The organism is Rahnella sp. GSA61A (assembly GCF_019969905.1).
Taxonomy (GTDB): Bacteria; Pseudomonadota; Gammaproteobacteria; order Enterobacterales; family Enterobacteriaceae; genus Rahnella; species Rahnella aceris.
Genome location: NZ_JAHXYO010000009.1, coordinates 73416 through 91880 on the forward strand (window position 1 = coordinate 73416; position 18465 = coordinate 91880).

An 18465-nucleotide genomic window follows, 5' to 3' on the forward strand; every position below is an offset into this window, starting at 1 on the left:
TTCAGGAATGAAAAAAAACGTGCAACCGGGAAATCCTGATTGCACGTCGCTGTTAAAAATAATGGGTTAAGAAATAACAGATAAACGCCGCGACAGGATCTGACAACCGAATGCCGGAAGCGTCAGTGTGCGCGGTAATATACCGCCGTGAACCATATCGCGGTAATCATCCGGCAATGTCACCGTCTGGCTGTCGGCGGCATAGTTTTGCAGGAAGATAAATTCACTTTCACCGTCGGTGCGTCGTGCGGCAGTGACACCTTCAGGCAGATCGGTGGCTATCGCCCGTGGCAGCTTCATTTCTTTCGCCAGCGCGGTATAAAAATCGGCGTGGAATTGCTGATCGTTTCGGGAAGCCAGATAATACGCCTGCCCTTTGCCAAACAGATTCACGGTCACGGCGGGCGTGCCGGCGTAGAAATCGTCACCGTACGTCGCCAGTGCGGCCGCACCTTCCAGGTGGATCACTTCACACAATTCGCTGGCACGATACGGGCCGTTTAACCCCAGCGCATTGCCTTCAGTGCCGCTGACGCTGTTGTGCTGATCGTCGGTCAGGCTGTCGATTTCTTCCGCCCAGATACCCAGTACCGGACGCAACGGTCCAGGGAATCCGTTGAGGAAACACAAATCGCTTTCGTTAACGATACCGCTCCAGTAAGTCGCGACGAACCGCCCGCCGGCCTGCACGAACGCGGTGATCCGCTCGCCGACGCCTGCCCTCACCATATACAGCATCGGCGCAATCACCAGGTCGTAACCGGTTAAATCGCAATCGGCATTGATCACATCGACCGCAATGCCCTGCGACCACAGTGCGCGGTAATGTCCGGCAACCGTGTTTTCATATTCCAGTCCCTGATTGCGCGGCCCGAGGGAATCGTCCATCGCCCAGCGGCTTTCCCAGTCGAAGATAATTGCCACTCTGGCTTCTACGCGGCTGCCCGCCACCGGAGCCAGCGCCGATAGAATCCCGCCCAGTTCCGACACTTCGCGGCCGACACGGGTATCGATATGCCCGACGTGATCGACGACCGCGCCGTGGAATTTTTCTGACGAACCGCGGCTTTTACGCCACTGGAAATACTGCACAGAATCCGAACCATGAGCGACCGCCTGCAAAGAAGACAGAATATGCATGCCCGGCTTTTTCAGTTTGCTGACCGGCTGCCAGTTGGTGAAACTCGGTGTCGATTCCATCAGCACAAACGGCTGTCCCTGTTTCAGCGTCCGCATTAAATCGTGATACATCGCAGTGTACGCCGCCAGACCGATATCATCTTTGCGGGTATGCCACATCGGATAGCTGTCCCACGAGATGAAATCCAGCACGCTGGCGAGTTTCCAGTAATCGTAATCGTAGAAATACTCCATGAAATTGGTGGTCGCCGGTAACGCCGGATTCTCCGCTTTGAGCGGGCGGATTTCCTCGCTGCAAAAACGCGTGACCTGATCGGTGTTAAAACGACGCCAGTCGAGATTCAGGCCGTGAATGCCGCTTTCGCCCTGCGGCGACGGCGATTCGATCTGCGCCCAGTCGGTATAGGTGTGGCTCCAGAAAGTGCTCCACCAGGCTTGATTCAGCGCATCGAGCGTGACGTAACGGGCTTTCAGCCAGTCGCGGAAACGGGTCTGGCAGTAATGGCAATGGCACTCGCCGCCGTATTCGTTGGAAATATGCCAGCCAATCACCGCCGGATGATGGGCGTAACGCTTCGCCAGCGCACTGTTCATCAGTTGCACTTTTTCGGCATACACCGGCGAACTCATACAGTGATTGTGACGCCCGCCGTGCAGTGCTTTTACGCGGTCACGCCCGACACGCAGAACTTCAGGATACTTTTGCGACATCCACGCCGGACGTGCGCCGCTTGGTGTGGCAAGAAATACCGAGATGCCATTTTCATGCAATTTGTCCAGCACCTGATCCAGCCAGCCAAAGGTAAAATGACCTTCTTCAGGCTCCAGCGCTGACCAGCTAAAAATTCCGACTGACATGACATTACAGCGCGCCTCTTTCATCATTTCGACATCGCGAATCAGCACATCGGGGCTTTCCAGCCACTGTTCCGGGTTGTAATCCGCACCATGTAATAGCCCGGAAATCTTACTGCTCAGAAGAGGAAATTTCGTCATGCTTGGGTCCTTAGGAACTTTAAGAAATATCAACTCCCCGGCCAATCAAGCCGGGGAAAAAGGGATTAATTGAAGACTTTGATGGAAGGAAGAACCTGACCGTCACAGCTGAACAACGCCTGATTTTCGCGGGCATTGCCCTCTTTCCAGTGGTCGTTGATGTAGGTCATCCCGGCCGGGGTCGCCCAGCCTGCGCCGTCAACGGCGATCCAGGTCGGTTCCCAGTAGAACAGACCCTTGCCGCGATGATCCGGCACCGCGACCAGGCTTTTGATCATGTCGCTGAGGAAATCAGCCTGCCCCTGCACCGTGCCCGGATAGCCGCCGTCTTTGGCTTCTTTTTCGGTAAAGCTGTTTTCAGCCGCATCACAGTTTTTGGTGGTATAGCCGTAAGCCACTTCCACCACGATCACGTCTTTGTTGTAGCGCTTGCTGATGTCGTCCATGTTGGTCTGCAACGCGGAAACCGGACCGTTCCAGTAGGTATAAAATGACAGGCCAATCACGTCGTAAGGCACCTTGCGCTGATTAATTTCATCGAACCACCAGCGGAAGGTGTCGTTCTTAGTGCCTTCGGCCAGATGCAGCATGATTTTGATATCAGAAGGATTTTTTTCATCCGCACGCACACCGGCAATCGCCGCATTCAGCAACCCGGCCAGACGGTCAAACTCCCCGCCGCCTGCGCCCCAGCTTTTGCCTTCAGGCCATAAAATGCCGCCGTTCATTTCGTTGCCGACCTGCACCATATCCGGCACGGTGCCTTGTGCACGGAATCTGGCGATCACCTCGCGGCTGTAATCATGAATGGCAGTTTTCAGTTGCGGATAATCCATTTTCTCCCAGCTTTTTGGCTTGAACTGTTTACCCGGATCAGTCCAGAAATCGCTGTAATGGAAATCGAGCAGGATTTTAAAACCCTGCGCTTTGGCGCGCTTCGCCAGCTCCAGCGTGGTGGCCAGATCGTTATTACCGCCACCGTACGGATGCCCCTGCGCATCTTTCGGATCCACCCACAAGCGCAGACGCACGTAGTTGAAACCGTTTTGTCTGAGGATCACCATCGCGTCGGTCTGCTTGTGGTTTTGATCAAAGAACTTACCGCCGTGTTTTTCGACGTCAATCAGCGTCGAGATATCCGCACCTTTGATGAAATCCGCCGGGACGTTGGCGACTTTTTTAATCACCACCTCCTCCGCCACCGTTGAAAATGACACCGCCAGCAGCACGCAGGCCATTGCGCTTTTGTTGAAAATCTTCTTAGAAAAGAAAGTCATCGGATTATCCTTTTGTACTGCCAGCCGTCAGGCCGGAAACGAAGTATTTTTGTAAAGCCAGATAGAAAATGGCGACAGGCACGGCGATCAGTACCGCGCCTGCGGCGTACATGGTGTAGTTGGCACCCATTTTTTGCGCGACCAGGTTGTACAGACCAATCGGTAGGGTGTACTTATCTGGCGTGCGTAAAATGGTGCTGGAAAGAATGAAATCACCCAGCGGTCCGGTGAAGGAAAACAGCGCGATCACGGCCAGAATCGGCTTGGACAAAGGCATGATGATTTCGATGAAAATGCGGAAATTGCCCGCGCCGTCCATCCGCGCTGATTCATCCAGATCTTTCGGAATGGCGTCGAGATAGCCTTTCATCAGATAGGTGTTCATCGGGATCATGCCGCCGACGTAAATCAGCACCAGTGCCAGATGACTGTTGATAAGCCCGAGTAACTGCGCCAGCACAAAGATGGCGATCAGCGCGGAAAACTGGGGGATCATCTGCAATAACAGAAACAACATCAGCCCGTCTTTGCGGCCTTTAAAGCGAAAACGCGAGAAGGAATAGGCGGTGAAACTGACACAAATCAGGGTCAGGATCATGGTCAGAAAACTGATTTTCATCGAGTTCCAGTACCAGCCGACATAATTCACTTCGCCGTTAAACAGGTCTTTGTAATGCTGGAACGAGACGTTCTCCGGAATAATCGACGTGCTGAGCAGGCTGTTACCGGCATTCAGTGATGCGCCGACGGTCCAGATCAGCGGATAAATAATGATCACCGCCACAATCAGCAACAGGAAATAACTCAGCCCGAGGCGGATAAACCGGTTTCTTTTAATACTGCTGTTCTTACTCATGCCCTTCCCCCGGTTACGCCATATCATCTTGTTTAAATGAATTGGTTGAGCGGAATTGCCACAGAGCAATACCGACCACAAATATCGACAGCAAAATCGTAATGGTCGCGGCAATGGCATATTGTGAAGATGACATGGTGAGTTTATATATCCACGACACCAGAATATCCGTTCCGCCTGCATTCGAACCGGCCACTGCCGGGCCGCCGTTATTAAACAGATAGATAATATTGAAGTTATTAAAGTTGAAGGTGTATTGCGTGATAATAATCGGCGCAATGGAATATAAGACCAGCGGCAATGTAATGGTTTTAAGTTTCTTCCAGGTACTGGCACCATCCATTGTCGCGGCTTCATATAAATCGTTCGGAATGGCCTGCAATACGCCGGTAGTCATGGCAAACACAAACGGGAAGCCCAGCCAGGTCTGCATCAGGATCAGCGCCGTTTTGGTCCAGAACGGATCGGTCAGCCAGGCTTTAGGCTCAATGCCTAAGGCAGCCAGAATGCCGTTATTGATGACACCGAATGAGTCATTGAACATGCCCGCAAACACCAGAATGGTGACAAAACCCGGCACCGCCCACGGCAAAATAAGCACGGTGCGGATCAGCGCCTTGAAGCGCAAATCTTTCTGGTTCACCAGAATTGCCAGCATCACGCCAACCGTACATTGCAGCGTGGTCGCCAGCACGGTCCAGACCACCGTCCATTGCAATACATCCAGCAAGGTCGAACGCCAGATATTGAGCGTGAAGATATTAATAAAGTTTTTGAACCCCACCCAGTCGACTAATTTAGCCGGCGGCGTGTGGTATAAATTATAATTGGTAAAAGCAATGGAGAAGCCGAATATAATCGGGAAGACCACCACAAACACCAGCAAAATAAAGCCCGGCGTAATCATCAGATAAGGGAAACCTTCACGCAGCAGCAAATGATATTGCTTGCGCACGCTGGGTAATTCCATCCCCTGGTCGCGGCGTTTACCATTTGCCCACGCATCGCGCAGACTCCAGTAATAAAAGGCCACGCCGAACGCGCCAATCAGCAGGCTGATAATGCCTTTGGCGAGCAGAAATATCGAATTATCACGCGGCACTTCTTCGCCCAGTGTATATAAACCCCATAATCCCTGACGCAGGAAATCATAGAAGACGCCGGCGAAACAAATAAGAATGATAAAAAACAGTATTCCCTTGGCCCATTGCCGGTTATAAAACTGCCCAAAACCGGGGATCAGCGCCACAGCCAGCGCCACCGGTGCATGGTGGCTGGCAGAGAGTGGCGCCTGGTTTTCCTCATGAAGACGCATAGACACAAAGATGTTCCTTTCACTGGTGAGGGAGTGAAATCACTCCCTCCGGTCAGACATACGTGGGTTTCAGCAGGCGTTGCCGGTTATTCGTTGCTGGCTTTCGCCGCTTCGATTTGCATCTGGATATTTTTCACCGCGTCGTTCAGCGCGGCATCAACCGGCTGTTTGCCAGTCACCCCCAACTGGATGCCGTTGTTCGCAGGCCCCCAGACTTCCTGCATTTCAGGTACACCCGGCATCGCCGTGGCGCGGGTAGACTGTTCGGCCACCGCGTTGGCTTTCTCATCATTTTTGATCATCGGATCATTAACCAGCGCCGTCAGTGCCGGGATTTCCTTGGTCACTTCGTAGCGCACTTTGGCGTACTTCGGCTGGTTGATGAAGGTGATGAATTTTTCCGCCAGCGGTTTTTGCTTGCTGTAGGTTGAAACCGCATAACCTTTTACGCCGAGGAAAGAACTCATCGGTTTGCCGTTTGGCAACAGCGGCAGCGCTTTCACGCCATAGTTAATGCCAGCAGCTTCATACGGCTGGAAGGCCCAGGGACCGGTGATCACCGCAGCCGCTTTCTTTTCAGTAAACAGCGAGTCGATGGCGTTCAGGCCGTTATCGCCGACAATCCCTGCCGGGAATAACCCGTCAGCATAGAATTTCTTCAGGTAAGTAATGGCTTCAATGCTGCCCGGTTTATTCAGGCCGATATCTTCAACGTTGATTTCGCCTTTAGCATCCTTACCGAATATATAGCCGCCCATCGAAGCCATCGCGCCGTAGGCGTAATACACTTCGTCAAACTTGGCTAACAGACCATATTTACCTTTCGCCCTTTCGGCTTTGGAGAAGGTGTAATACTCGTCGAACGTTGCCGGTGCCTGTGGCAGTAAATCTTTGTTGTAAATCAGCACCAGCGTTTCCACCGCTTTCGGCACCCCATAGGTCTGGCCTTTAAGCTGGAAGGCGTTCAATGCTGGCGGCGTAAAGCTCGCAAGAAACGCTTTGTCGAGATTCAGCGGCGCCAGTAAACCCTGTACCACTGCCGTGCCCAGCTGATCATTGGGGATCACGACGACATCGGGGCCAATGCCTGCCGGACCATCCAGACGTAATTTCTCCGTTTGTTGTGCATAAGGCGTTTCCTGCACCACGACTTTGACGTTGTTCTCTTTTTCAAAATCTTTCACCGCGTCGGAAATACCGGAAGATTTCTTAATATCTTCCCAGACAAGTAACTGTCCCTCTGCTGCCCGGACGGCCTGGCTGCTGAGACTTAATGACATCAGTACCAGGGCAGTAAGGTGGGTAATTTTCATTGTCGCTCCTGAATGTGAAGGTATAACATTTTTGTAGGGTACGTAACGACAGTCAGTCAACACTTTATACAAACAACCCTTTAAAATCTGATTTAGTAATGATGAATGTCGCCTTAAAAACTATGTTATACGTTAAACTTACACACCATAAATCACTACAAAAAGATGCGCATTGTGTGATCTTCTCTCCAAAATTCAAACCCGCCTGTGCAAACGCTTACACAAGGTGGTTATAGTCCGAAACATCAGCGGTATGAATTCTTCATGAGGTCAAACATGTCCAGCATCAGACTTAAAAATGTGGTCAAGCGTTTCGATAAAACAGTGACGTTGCATGGCATCAATATTGATATTGAAGACGGCGAGTTCACCGTTTTCGTCGGGCCGTCGGGGTGCGGGAAATCCACCCTTCTGCGCATGATTGCCGGGCTGGAAGATATTACGGAAGGAGACGTTTACATTGGCGAGCAACGGGTGAATGACGTCGACCCTTCACGCCGTGGCGTGGCGATGGTGTTTCAGTCTTACGCGCTGTATCCGCACATGACCATTGCGGAAAACATGGGTTACGGGCTAAAAGTCAACGGCGTACCGAAAGAGGAAATTCGTCATCAGGTGGAGATGGTTGCCAAAACCTTGCAGCTTTCTCATTTGCTGGACAGAAAACCGAAACAGCTTTCCGGCGGTCAGCGCCAGCGCACCGCGATTGGTCGTGCGATTGTGCGAAATCCGCAAGTGTTTATGTTTGATGAACCGCTGTCTAACCTGGATGCCGAGCTGCGGGTGGATATGCGTTTACACATTTCCAAGCTGCATCAGGAACTGAAAACCACCATGGTGTACGTGACGCACGATCAGACCGAAGCCATGACGCTGGCCGATAAAATCGTGGTGATGAATTACGGCAAAGTCGAGCAGACAGGCGCGCCGATGGATCTGTACTACAACCCGGTGAATCAGTTTGTGGCCGGATTTATCGGCTCGCCGAAGATGAATTTTCTGCCTGCAGAGGTGCTGAGCTGGCAGCCGGAGCGGCTCGAAGTGCGCCTGACACCGGAGAAGACGCTGACGCTGGCGCTGAACACCAGCGAACTGGCAGCAGGCGATAAAGTGACGCTCGGCATCCGACCTGAACATCTGCTGTCGCAGGAAACTGAAAACGTGCTGGAATTTAACTGCGAAGTGGTTGAACGGCTGGGCAACAGCACCTATCTGTTTGGTCAGTGTTATGGCACCGACGGTTTCAAAATGCTGCTGCCGGGCGATATGGCGTTCAATCCTTATCAGAGCCTGACCACCTGGTTCGATGCTAAACGTTGCATGGTATTCAGCGAAGACGGTCTGCGCATCAGCGCACCGAGCCTTTCACATCTGCATTAATGTTGTCAGACCGCCCGCTGCGGCGGTCTCCTCCCGCACTTTCCCCGCTAAAGGGCTTTCCCCCATCAGATTCATTTACACCCTTTCCTTTATGCAGGGCTTTTGCGCCGCATAAAGGAAAGGGGCTTACCGGGACACTTCACCTCCCGGCAGTTTCAGTGCTATATCTCTTTATCATGATTTTCAGATAAGGGATCCCCATGCCATTGCAATGCCGCATTCTTGATGATTACCAGAACGTTTCCCTTTCGCTGGCTGACTGGCGCTCACTGGCACCGCAGGTGGAATGCCAGGCGCTGACGGAACATATTGCTGATGAAAATACCCTCGCTGAAACCCTGAAAGACGCCGATATCGTCGTGATTATGCGTGAACGCACACCGTTCACCGCCGCGCTGTTTACCCGTTTGCCCAAACTGAAACTGCTGATCACCTCCGGTATGCGCAATGCCTCAATAGATCTCGCGGCGGCGAAAAAGCATGGCGTGACGGTCTGTGGCACCGGCAGCGGGCAGTCTGCGCCGGTTGAGCTGACATGGGCACTGATCCTCGGGCTGGCGCGGCATCTGATGACTGAAAATAATGCGTTTCGCCACAACGGCTCGTGGCAAAGCACGCTGGGTTTTGGCCTGAGCGGCAAACGTCTTGGTCTGCTGGGACTGGGAAAAATTGGTCAGAAGATGGCACATATCGCGCAGGCGTTCGGTATGGATGTGTGTGCGTGGAGCCAGAACCTGACCGCAGAACGCGCGGCGGAACAGGGTGTGACACTTTGCGCATCGAAAGAAGAATTACTGCAAACCAGCGATGTGGTGTCCATTCATCTGGTGCTCGGCGAACGCACGCGCGGCTTGCTGGGTGCGCAGGAACTGGCGCAGATGAAGCCCTCCGCCTTGCTGATTAATACCTCGCGCGCCGCGATTGTCGATCAACCCGCCCTGCTCAATGCGTTGCAAAAGGGTGTGATTGCCGGTGCCGGACTGGATGTGTTTGATGTCGAGCCGCTGCCGGCAGATCATCCTTTCAGAACGCAACCCAACGTACTGGCGACGCCGCATCTGGGCTACGTTTCAGACGGCAATTATCAGGTGTATTTCACCGAAGCCGTCGAAGACATTCAGGCGTTTCTGGCCGGAAAACCGGTACGCGTTTTGGAATAAGGTAAACAACAGGCGTAAAAAAACCGGGCATCAACCCGGTTTTTGTATTCGGTCGCGACGAAACTACTTGGTTTCGTTGGCTTTGATTTCGCCCATTGCTTTCAGCTTTTTGGACATTTCACGACGTTCTTTCGACAGGTCCGCATTGCGGATGATGTAATCATCAACGCGATCTTCATAGTCGCCGCGCATGCTGGCAATGATCGCCTGAATTTCGTCGATGCTCATACCTGGTTTGATGTAATCACTCAGGTTGTCGAGCAGCAGAACACGTTTCTGGTTGTCACGGATTTTCTTTTCGTTGTCAGCAATTTCGCGTTGTAATTTGTTTTTACGACGGAAAATGCGCACAAACTCCAGAACGTCCTGGAAACTCGGCTTATTGATATTGTCCATTTTAACACCTTCGATTAAGTTACACAGATTCAGTGACTGACTTGTCGCAACCGCTTGTCCTGCCTTAACTGTCAGCTAGCAGAAGAGTAGCAAAGATCGGGCTGCGCGCTCAGATAATCGTCCAATAACGCCATCTTACCCGTTTTAGGCCACAGACAAAAATCCCTTCATGCTTTCGGCGTTTTACCGCTGCTTATTTGAGCGTCTTCTTTTTGCATCGTCATGGTGATCAGGTCGCCCATAGCCCGCAGTTGTTCCGCTACCTGTGAACTCAGCCACACGTAGCCATACACCTGCGCTTCCAGATGATTTGCTGCATTCATTTCCGCCATCAGCGCTTTCAGCTCTTCCGCAGATTCGTTGAGCTGATGATTGATCGTCAGTTCGTCGCCTCGCGTGCCGTTCATCAGCATCAGACTGAGCTTTTCCAGCGTATTGAGCATCAGCAGTTGCGCACTGCGCAGCGTGCGGGCATTGAGCATCAGGAAATGGCTTTCGCGCGAACTCCAGTAGGCATCGGCCAGCAGTTCCAGCGTGCACAACAGATTACGGCTCAGGGTCTGGATCGCATCAAACACTTCACGCGGAATATGCGATTCCTTACTGGCGGGAGCGAACAGAGCGCGCATCTTGACCATCTGCCCCATCGTCGTTTTCATTTTACCGTGCAGATGCGGGCGTTCGAGCATATTCGGCGATAACCACGCGCTGTAGAGTTTGTTCAGCGACATCAGGTAATCGGCCATCTGCATGCGCCAGTGAATAAACGCGCGCTGCGGATAAATACTGGCGAAAAGCAGCGCCAGCAGGGAACCGAAAATCACATCGCCGGAACGCCACAGCGCGGTATTCATATCGCCCGGCCCTGCGCCACACACCACCGCCAGCGTAATGCCGATCAGCAGCGCCATATACGGACGCTTGCCAAGGGTCAGATAGCCGCTGACAAACATCACAATCCCGCACCACACCAGCATCAGAGGAAAAGAGTACAGCTCGAGCCATAAGGCAATCAGCCCGGAAACGGAACCCAATACCGTGCCGGTAATGCGCTCCAGCACCCGCTGAAGCACGTTTCCCCAAAACGACATCGGTCCCATCACCACGACCAGGGTGATCAGCGGCCAGGTACCTTCGGGGATTTTCGTCAGACGGACAATCAGGAATGTCAGAATAAATGCCACCGCGATCCGCAGGGCGTGAGTCATTCTGTAATTACGGTAAATGACGTTATCCAGCGCAGAAATTTTCTTGTCGAGACGCACGTTGAGCCTGCCGTAAGGCGTAAATTCAAAGAAGGCGGTAGTTTAGCCGAGTTACCAGAGGGGATCACCCTGGTTTTTGTCAGGGATTTGGGGGATCGGTGCGGTATTGCGGAACAACGGGCCGATTTTGATGATGTGTTCCATGCCTGCGCATTTTGTCATGACTTCATTGTGGCGGATGGTATCCTAGTCGCCGTCGAGTTCATTCATTCCGCACTGATTAAGGTTATTTCCGTCATGTCAGACAAGCCGCAAAAAACTTTTTATTTTCATGATTACGAGACATTCGGTAAAAACCCGGCGCTGGATCGCCCGGCACAATTTGCCGGGGTGAGAACTGACGAAGATTTCAATATCATCGAAGAACCGCTGGTGATTTATTGCCGCCCTTCTGACGATTATCTGCCTGAACCTGAAGCGGTGATGATCACCGGTATTACGCCACAAGTGGCGCTGGAACGCGGCCTGATCGAAGCCGAGTTTACCGCGCAAATCCATAAAGCTTTCAGCGTGCCGGGCACCTGCATTGTCGGATATAACAATATCCGTTTCGACGATGAAGTGAGCCGTAATATCCTTTATCGCAACTTTTACGACCCGTATGCCTACAGCTGGCAGAACGGCAATTCCCGCTGGGATCTGCTGGATGTGATGCGCGCCTGTTATGCACTGCGTCCGGAAGGCATCAACTGGCCGGAAAATGATGACGGTTTTCCGAGCTTCCGTCTGGAACATCTGACCAAAGCCAACGGCATTGAACACGAAAATGCCCATGACGCGATGGCCGACGTCTACGCCACTATCGCTATGGCAAAGCTGGTGAAACAGGCGCAACCACGTTTGTTCAGCTTCCTGCTCGAGCATCGCAGCAAACATAAACTCAATACCCTGATCGACATTCCTGCCATGGCCCCGCTGGTGCATGTTTCCGGTATGTTCGGCGCGGCGCGCGGGAATACCGCGTGGGTCGCACCACTGGCATGGCATCCTGAAAACAAGAACGCCGTGATCATGTGCGATCTGGCCGGTGATATGTCGACGCTGTTAGATCTCAATCCTGATGAGATGCGCGAACGTTTGTACAGCCGCCGCGAGGCGTTGCAGGCCGGGCAATCTCCGTTGCCGGTCAAGCTGGTGCACATCAACAAATGTCCGGTGCTGGCACCGGCCAAAACACTGTTGCCGGAAAATGCCGAACGGCTGGGTATTGATCGTCAGCGTTGTCTTGAGAATTTGCAGTTACTGCGTCAGAACCCGCAGGTGCGCGAGAAAGTGGTCACGATGTTTGCTGAAGCAGAGCCGTTTACGCCTTCCGATGACGTAGACGCCCGCCTTTACGACGGCTTTTTCAGCGATGCCGATCGCGCGGCCATGCGCATCATTGTGGAAACCCGTCCGGAGAACCTTCCCGCGCTGGATCTGACCTTTAATGATTCCCGCATCGAACCGCTGTTGTTTCGTTTCCGCGCCCGCAACTACCCTGCCACGCTGACCGATGCCGAACAGAAACGCTGGATGTTGCATCGCCAGGAGAAACTGACGGACGAGCGTGTGCAGGCGTACATTTTAGAGCTTGAATCGCTCTATAACTTGCATGAGGGGGATGTTGAGAAGATGGCGCTTCTCAAGGCGCTGTTTGAATACGGGAAGAAACTGGTGGGTTAATTTTTGGGGATTCCCGAACAACCCCTTCCGGAATAGTGAGAATTTCGGTTTTTCAAAAGCAGTTCCCATGCGGCTTTTTGTGCCGAAACCGACGAGAGAGGAAAGTGCTTTTCCTCTCTCGACTCTCCTCGCTTTTTTCACTGCGCGCTTCGCTGGTCACAATGTTTCAGGTAGCACAGCGACAGGCTGGAAATCTTGCCGCTGCGCGGTTCCTTCTCTCGGTCTTCGAGCCACAGGTCTCGAAGCCGCTCCGTTCAGCAAGATTTCTGAACCGCCCGCACGATCTCAAATTCAAAGTCGGATTGTTTTTCATCTTTTAGAAAAGTGTATTGGCGTGATCAAAAATGGCACCGAATGAACGGTTCGAGACCCAAGGCTCGACACCTGAAATGAGGGAATCGCGAAGCGATGACATTTTACGCCACTCACTGTTGCCGGGAAATATGTCCGTCATGCCTGCGGAAGCGCGTGTTGAAAAAAGCGGGGGGAATGCAAAGGGGGAAAGCACTTCCCCCTTTGTTCGGTTTCGGCGCGACACATTCAATAATCACCGTTCGTGAGAAACCGAAATATTCTCGATCAGATTTGAAAAGTCGCAATCACAGCAACCTCTGCAAAGTAGAGCCGCCATTGCAGCGGCCTTTCTGCAAAGAAAGTTTCCTGCCCTTTTCAAAGGGCAAAAATTACGCTTCCGGCGCAATCTCACCGCTCATCTGCGGTGGCTGCTTACGAAACGCATTGGTGATGAACGCCAGATATCCGAGGCCAATCGCGCCCCAGACTAAGCCCAGAGTCATCGAACTCGATTCCAGATTCAGCCACAACGCACCGACGGTCAGCGCACCAATCACCGGCAGGATCAGGTAACTGATGTGATCTTTCAGCGTACGGTTACGTTTTTCACGGATGTAGAACTGTGAAATTACCGACAGGTTCACGAAGGTGAACGCCACCAGCGCACCGAAGTTAATCAGCGCGGTCGCTGTCACCAGATCAAAGGTTATCGCAGACATCGCCACAACACCGACCAGCAATACGTTGAACGTCGGGGTACGCCATTTCGGATGCACGTAACCGAACAGTTTTTCCGGGAACACGCCATCGCGGCCCATTACGTACAGCAGACGGGAAACACCCGCATGTGCGGCCATGCCTGATGCCAGAACGGTTACACAACTGAAACACAGAATGACGGACTGGAAGAACTTACCTGCCACGTACAGCATGATTTCAGGCTGAGACGCGTCCGGATCTTTAAAGCGCGAGATGTCCGGGAAATACAGTTGCAGGAAGTAAGACACCACCACGAAGATGATGCCGCCAATCAGCGCGGTCAGGAAAATCGCTTTCGGAATGACTTTGCCTGCGTTTGGCGTTTCTTCTGACAGTGAACTGATACCGTCAAATCCCAGGAATGAGAAGCACAGAATGGTCGCACCGGTAATCATCGGCACTACATGCGCATTTTCACTGAAGAACGGCTTAGTGGTTGCCAGCGTACCCATCCCCTCGCCCATATAAACGCCACGGACTAACAGACCCAGGAACACCACCATGATCGCCACCTGCACCACAACGATAATGCTGTTCAGGTTCGCCACAATCTTGATGCCGCGCAGGTTGAAGGCGGTCATCATGCCGACCAGCGCCACCACAAATATCCATGACGGCACGCCAGGGAAAATGGCTTCCAGATAGATTTTCGCCAGCAGGATGTTGATCATCGGCATGAACAGGTAGTCCAGCAGTGATGACCAGCCGACCATAAAGCCGACGTGCGGGCTGATAGCTTTTTGCGCGTAAGTGTAAGCAGAACCGGCAGACGGGAAACGCTGCACCAGTTTGCCGTAGCTCACGGCAGTAAACAGAACGGCGATCAGCGCGAAGATGTACGCTGTCGCGACGTGACCATCGGTCAGGCCGGAAACAATGCCGAACGTATCGAAAATGGTCATCGGTTGCAGATAGGCAAGCCCCATCATGACAACCTGAACCAGTGTCAGGGTTTTACGCAGTTGTACACGCTGAGTGGCCGGAGCGGCAGATGCATTAGCAGACATGGTTCAGCCCTCCCTGAATTGCAGACACCGGGCGCTTAAACGCCTCTGAAAGCAACGTACAGGGAAAACTTCGGGAGTTATTACCAGTAAACGGGGGGTAGATCTTCACGTCGCTGAACGCGGAGGTGAAGGCTGTGCGAATGTGACCGCAGCTGACAGAAGCACCGGCAGGCACCGGTACAGGTTTGAAGTATTGCCCCATATTACATTTCCTCATAGTGGCGACCGTTTTTAATTTGGGATCGCACACGAACCTTGTTATCTATCCGGATCTGGGTCCGGCCTCTGTTGAATTAGTTTGGGTACTGCATATACAAAAAAAATAACCGGCGCCTTTAAGCGTCGGTTATCTGCAGTGCGGCGTATTTTGCACAAATCACGCATGAATGACAACATTCACAGGCGTTGCGTTACAAATTCTTTTCCAGTATTGAACATAATGCGCGTATTCGTTAACCGTGCTACGCGTTGCGGAGCATCCAGTCTATCTCCGTTTCCGTCACCCTTCTCTCGAACTGCAACAGTTCATCGGATTTACAGGTGTGATAGACGTGTGAGAAACGTTCGCCGAGGATTTTCTTCAGCGCGGGCTGATCGTCAAAATCATACAGCGCATCGCTCTGGCGGATAGGCAGCGGAATACCTTCCTGTTCCAGACCGTTACCGGTGACCGGTTCGGGTAATGGCAAATCGTTGTCCAGACCATACAGCATGCCCGCCAGTACGGTGGCGACCACTAAATACGGGTTAGCATCGGCACCGGCCACGCGATATTCCACGCGGTGATCGGCGGTTCCGCTGCAAGGAACACGCAGGGCAACGGTACGGTTATTGTGCCCCCACGACGCCTGCGTCGGCACATACATGCCCGGCTGGAAGCGGCGGAAGGAATTGACGTTTGGCGCCAGCACCGCCATAGAGGCCGGCATCAGTGCAATCATGCCAGCGAGCGCGCGTTTCATCAGTTCAGAATCTTCGCCACTGGCATTGGCAAACAGGTTTTTACCGTTGTCATCGAGCACGCTGAGATGGATGTGCATCCCGCTGCCCGCATATTCATCGTAAGGTTTCGCCATAAAGGTGGCGTCCATATCGTGATTTTCAGCTACCAGCCGCACCAGACGTTTGAGCATCAGGGCGTAATCACAGGCGCGCAGAATATTTTCGCTGTGGTGCAGATTGATTTCGAACTGGCCCGGTGAAGATTCCGCCACCGCGCCATCCGCAGGTAACCCCTGAATGTGCGCCAGACGATCAATGTCACTGAGCACATCCGCAAAGTGATCGAGATTATCGACGGAGTAAACCTGAGTATGCATGCTGCGTTCCTGCGTCCCCGGGGTGCAGGGTGGCTGAATATAGCCTTCCGCATCACGCTGCCTGTCGAGCAGATAGAACTCCAGCTCTACCGCTACCACCGGGAACAGGCCCCGCTGGCGCAATGTTTGCCAGATATGATTAAGCACATTGCGTGGTTCAACGTTAAAGGGAGTGCCATCTTCGTCAAGCATGGTCAGAAGCAACTGGCCGGTATGTTCAGGGTCGGAAGCCGATGGCGTTAAGGTTCCGGGAACCGGCACACAGGTGCGGTCGGGTTCGCCCAGTTCCTGGCCTAGTCCGGCTTCTTCCACAACATTACCGAGAATGTCCATGGCGAAGACCGATGCCGGGAAATAACAACCTTTTTCGAGTTTACGGAGTGCTGAGACGGGAATGCGTTTGCCGCGGAAGGAGCCATTGAGATCGGTGAGCAGGACGTCGACGTGAAGGGTTTGCGGGTGACGCTCCAGGTATTGGGATACTTCATCCTGGAACGCGCTACTTCGCTCTTCAACGTGCTTAGCGAGGGGCTCGGTCCCGCTAATCTCTTTCTTAATTTCATTCATCAGTTCAGTCGCTTGCATAGGTTTTCCGCCATTTGCTGGTTTCCGGCATATCAGGCTCCAACAGGGTGCCAGCCGGTTATCTTTACCGGGTCATCACTTTGTTCAACGCTGTGCTCTCATGGAGTGGGGATCCTCTCAGTTTTTTACTCAAAGCTCTTTTATGCTCAAACCGTTTATTGCTCAAAATAACGGCCATATCATTAACCCTAGCCTTAACATTAATTATTTGCAACATGTACATTATCGCAACATATCAGTTTGAAAAGCGACCTGAGCGCTGCTAAATTGGTCAATATAAGGTCAATATTCTGAGCAGTAACGTGCGGGGAGGCACGTACTGTCAGCCAATTCATCTACTCAACGAGGCGGTATTATGGGCAATATATTTTCCACGGCATCTGCGGGAAAAGAGACGCGCTACAGACCGGTCATTGGGGTAGTCATGTGTAAAAACATCGTTGATGAAAATCCTGCCCTGACTGTCCACGAAAAGTATCTGGACGCCATTTTCAACGCCGATGCCCTTCCCGTTTGTCTGCCACATGAACTGGCAGCGCGCGAAGGCGCGATAGACCAGATTCTGCGCGGTCTCGACGGCATCTTCCTCACCGGCAGCCCCAGCAATATTGAGCCTCATCAGTACGGTGAAGAAGGTGTCGAGGAGCAGGCCGATCCCGGCCGTGACCGCCTGAGTTTGCAGTTGATTCGCGCGACGCTGGATAAAAAAATCCCGTTGTTCGCCGCCTGTCGCGGATTACAGGAACTGGTGGTTGCCACCGGCGGCAGTTTGCACCGTAAAGTGCAGGACGTGCCGGGCTATATGGATCACCGCGAAGACACCACCTTGCCGCACGACAATCAGTATGATCTCGTGCATCCGGTACATATCGAACCGGGCGGCTTACTTTCGGAATTATTACCCGATTATCAGCAGTTTCAGGTGAACTCCCTTCACGGTCAGGGAGCCAACCGTCTGGGTGACATACTGACCGTGGAAGCACGCGCACCGGACAATCTGGTGGAAGCCGTGAGTGTCCGCAATCATCCGTTTGCCCTTGGTGTGCAGTGGCATCCGGAATGGCACAGTCTGACCGACCCGGTGTCGCGTCAGCTGTTTAACGCTTTTATCGCTGCCTGTCGCAAGGGCCATCAGGCCCGGAGCGCACGAGAGGAATAAACGGATGAGCGAAGTCAGTCTGGCGCCTGGTCGCCGGCTTTCTGAAATTCGCCAGCAACTCGGGATGTCACAGCGCAAAGCCGCCGAGTTGTCTGGCCTGACACACAGCGCCATCAGCACCATCGAACAGGATAAAGTCAGCCCCGCCGTCAGTACGTTGCAAAAGTTATTGCGGGTTTACGGGCTGTCACTTTCGGAGTTTTTCGCCGAAGAACATAAAAGTAACGCGCCGCGTATCGTGATTAATGCGGCGGATTTAATTGAAATCGGCAGCCGCGGCGTGTCCATGCGCATGGTCCACAACGGCACGCCAAACCATACCGTTGCCATGTTGCTGGAAACCTATCAGCCCGGCAGCACCACAGGTGACAAAATCAAACATCAGGGTGAGGAAGTCGGCACCCTGTTAGAAGGAGAAATCATCTTAACCGTCAACGGTCAGAGTTACCCGCTGCGTGCGGGGCAAAGTTATGCCATTAACACCGCGAACCCTCATAGTTTCAGTAATATTTCGACGCGGATTTGCAGGATTGTCAGCGCGCATACCCCTAATACCTTCTAGTTGTCATCGGCTCCGGG

General features: G+C 52.8%; 14 protein-coding genes. 5 read left to right on the forward strand and 9 right to left on the reverse strand.

The genetic code is table 11. The annotated features are described in order from the left end of the window. Window positions 1-66: 66 nt before the first annotated feature. The 5 genes from LC431_RS13320 to LC431_RS13340 all read right to left on the reverse strand — a co-directional run bounded on the left by LC431_RS13320 (window position 67) and on the right by LC431_RS13340 (window position 6897). Entirely contained in the window at window positions 67-2136 is a 2070-nt protein-coding gene (locus LC431_RS13320; RefSeq protein ID WP_217218081.1) for a beta-galactosidase, read from the reverse strand. Between the two features lie 65 nt (window positions 2137-2201). Then, entirely contained in the window at window positions 2202-3413 is a 1212-nt protein-coding gene (locus LC431_RS13325; RefSeq protein ID WP_223509980.1) for an arabinogalactan endo-beta-1,4-galactanase, read from the reverse strand. A gap of 4 nt (window positions 3414-3417) precedes the next feature. Then, window positions 3418-4269: a sugar ABC transporter permease gene (locus LC431_RS13330; protein WP_013574912.1), complete on the reverse strand. Its 852-nt coding sequence runs from the start codon at window positions 4267-4269 to the stop codon at window positions 3418-3420. Between the two features lie 13 nt (window positions 4270-4282). Further along, a complete protein-coding gene (locus LC431_RS13335) occupies window positions 4283-5584 on the reverse strand; it encodes a carbohydrate ABC transporter permease (protein WP_015689635.1) in 1302 nt (433 codons plus the stop codon). Window positions 5585-5670: 86 nt separating this feature from the next. Next, entirely contained in the window at window positions 5671-6897 is a 1227-nt protein-coding gene (locus LC431_RS13340; protein WP_223509981.1) for an extracellular solute-binding protein, read from the reverse strand. Window positions 6898-7173: 276 nt separating this feature from the next. Between LC431_RS13340 and LC431_RS13345 the strand changes: the two genes are divergently transcribed. Together LC431_RS13345 and LC431_RS13350 are read left to right on the forward strand one after the other, a co-directional pair. After that, window positions 7174-8277, forward strand: coding sequence for an ABC transporter ATP-binding protein (locus tag LC431_RS13345; RefSeq protein ID WP_037035967.1), 1104 nt, complete (start codon window positions 7174-7176; stop codon window positions 8275-8277). A gap of 200 nt (window positions 8278-8477) precedes the next feature. After that, window positions 8478-9437, forward strand: coding sequence for a D-2-hydroxyacid dehydrogenase family protein (locus LC431_RS13350; RefSeq protein WP_112197744.1), 960 nt, complete (start codon window positions 8478-8480; stop codon window positions 9435-9437). 63 nt (window positions 9438-9500) lie between these two features. Here LC431_RS13350 and LC431_RS13355 read toward each other — a convergent pair whose 3' ends face one another. Both LC431_RS13355 and LC431_RS13360 read right to left on the reverse strand, forming a co-directional pair. Next, window positions 9501-9833, reverse strand: a complete 333-nt coding sequence (locus LC431_RS13355) for a DUF496 family protein (protein ID WP_013574907.1) — start codon at window positions 9831-9833, stop codon at window positions 9501-9503. 167 nt (window positions 9834-10000) lie between these two features. Further along, complete coding sequence (locus LC431_RS13360) at window positions 10001-11098, reverse strand: FUSC family protein (RefSeq protein ID WP_037035971.1); 1098 nt, start codon at window positions 11096-11098, stop codon at window positions 10001-10003. Window positions 11099-11335: 237 nt separating this feature from the next. Here LC431_RS13360 and sbcB point away from each other — a divergent pair, with 237 nt between their 5' ends. Next, window positions 11336-12763: an exodeoxyribonuclease I gene (gene sbcB / locus LC431_RS13365; RefSeq protein ID WP_015689632.1), complete on the forward strand. Its 1428-nt coding sequence runs from the start codon at window positions 11336-11338 to the stop codon at window positions 12761-12763. Window positions 12764-13446: 683 nt separating this feature from the next. Here the strand turns inward: sbcB and LC431_RS13370 are convergent. Both LC431_RS13370 and LC431_RS13375 read right to left on the reverse strand, forming a co-directional pair. After that, complete coding sequence (locus tag LC431_RS13370; RefSeq protein WP_013574904.1) at window positions 13447-14823, reverse strand: APC family permease; 1377 nt, start codon at window positions 14821-14823, stop codon at window positions 13447-13449. Between the two features lie 461 nt (window positions 14824-15284). After that, entirely contained in the window at window positions 15285-16709 is a 1425-nt protein-coding gene (locus tag LC431_RS13375) for a glutamine synthetase family protein (RefSeq protein WP_051931116.1), read from the reverse strand. Between the two features lie 373 nt (window positions 16710-17082). On the opposite strand from LC431_RS13375, the gene puuD reads away from it, so the two are divergent. Then, complete coding sequence (puuD, locus tag LC431_RS13380; protein ID WP_015689631.1) at window positions 17083-17886, forward strand: gamma-glutamyl-gamma-aminobutyrate hydrolase; 804 nt, start codon at window positions 17083-17085, stop codon at window positions 17884-17886. A gap of 4 nt (window positions 17887-17890) precedes the next feature. Further along, window positions 17891-18448, forward strand: a complete 558-nt coding sequence (puuR, locus tag LC431_RS13385) for an HTH-type transcriptional regulator PuuR (RefSeq protein WP_013574900.1) — start codon at window positions 17891-17893, stop codon at window positions 18446-18448. The last annotated feature ends 17 nt before the right edge of the window (window positions 18449-18465 follow it).

What these genes read in the sequence shown, in the direction of transcription:
- puuR (WP_013574900.1), top strand. Translation starts at nt 17,891, where the DNA reads ATGAGCGAAGTCAGTCTGGCGCCTGGTCGCCGGCTTTCTGAAATTCGC.
- LC431_RS13355 (WP_013574907.1), bottom strand. Translation starts at nt 9,833, where the DNA reads ATGGACAATATCAATAAGCCGAGTTTCCAGGACGTTCTGGAGTTTGTG.
- LC431_RS13375 (WP_051931116.1), bottom strand. Translation starts at nt 16,709, where the DNA reads ATGAATGAAATTAAGAAAGAGATTAGCGGGACCGAGCCCCTCGCTAAG.
- puuD (WP_015689631.1), top strand. Translation starts at nt 17,083, where the DNA reads ATGGGCAATATATTTTCCACGGCATCTGCGGGAAAAGAGACGCGCTAC.
- LC431_RS13370 (WP_013574904.1), bottom strand. Translation starts at nt 14,823, where the DNA reads ATGTCTGCTAATGCATCTGCCGCTCCGGCCACTCAGCGTGTACAACTG.
- LC431_RS13345 (WP_037035967.1), top strand. Translation starts at nt 7,174, where the DNA reads ATGTCCAGCATCAGACTTAAAAATGTGGTCAAGCGTTTCGATAAAACA.
- LC431_RS13320 (WP_217218081.1), bottom strand. Translation starts at nt 2,136, where the DNA reads ATGACGAAATTTCCTCTTCTGAGCAGTAAGATTTCCGGGCTATTACAT.
- sbcB (WP_015689632.1), top strand. Translation starts at nt 11,336, where the DNA reads ATGTCAGACAAGCCGCAAAAAACTTTTTATTTTCATGATTACGAGACA.
- LC431_RS13325 (WP_223509980.1), bottom strand. Translation starts at nt 3,413, where the DNA reads ATGACTTTCTTTTCTAAGAAGATTTTCAACAAAAGCGCAATGGCCTGC.
- LC431_RS13335 (WP_015689635.1), bottom strand. Translation starts at nt 5,584, where the DNA reads ATGCGTCTTCATGAGGAAAACCAGGCGCCACTCTCTGCCAGCCACCAT.
- LC431_RS13330 (WP_013574912.1), bottom strand. Translation starts at nt 4,269, where the DNA reads ATGAGTAAGAACAGCAGTATTAAAAGAAACCGGTTTATCCGCCTCGGG.
- LC431_RS13350 (WP_112197744.1), top strand. Translation starts at nt 8,478, where the DNA reads ATGCCATTGCAATGCCGCATTCTTGATGATTACCAGAACGTTTCCCTT.
- LC431_RS13340 (WP_223509981.1), bottom strand. Translation starts at nt 6,897, where the DNA reads ATGAAAATTACCCACCTTACTGCCCTGGTACTGATGTCATTAAGTCTC.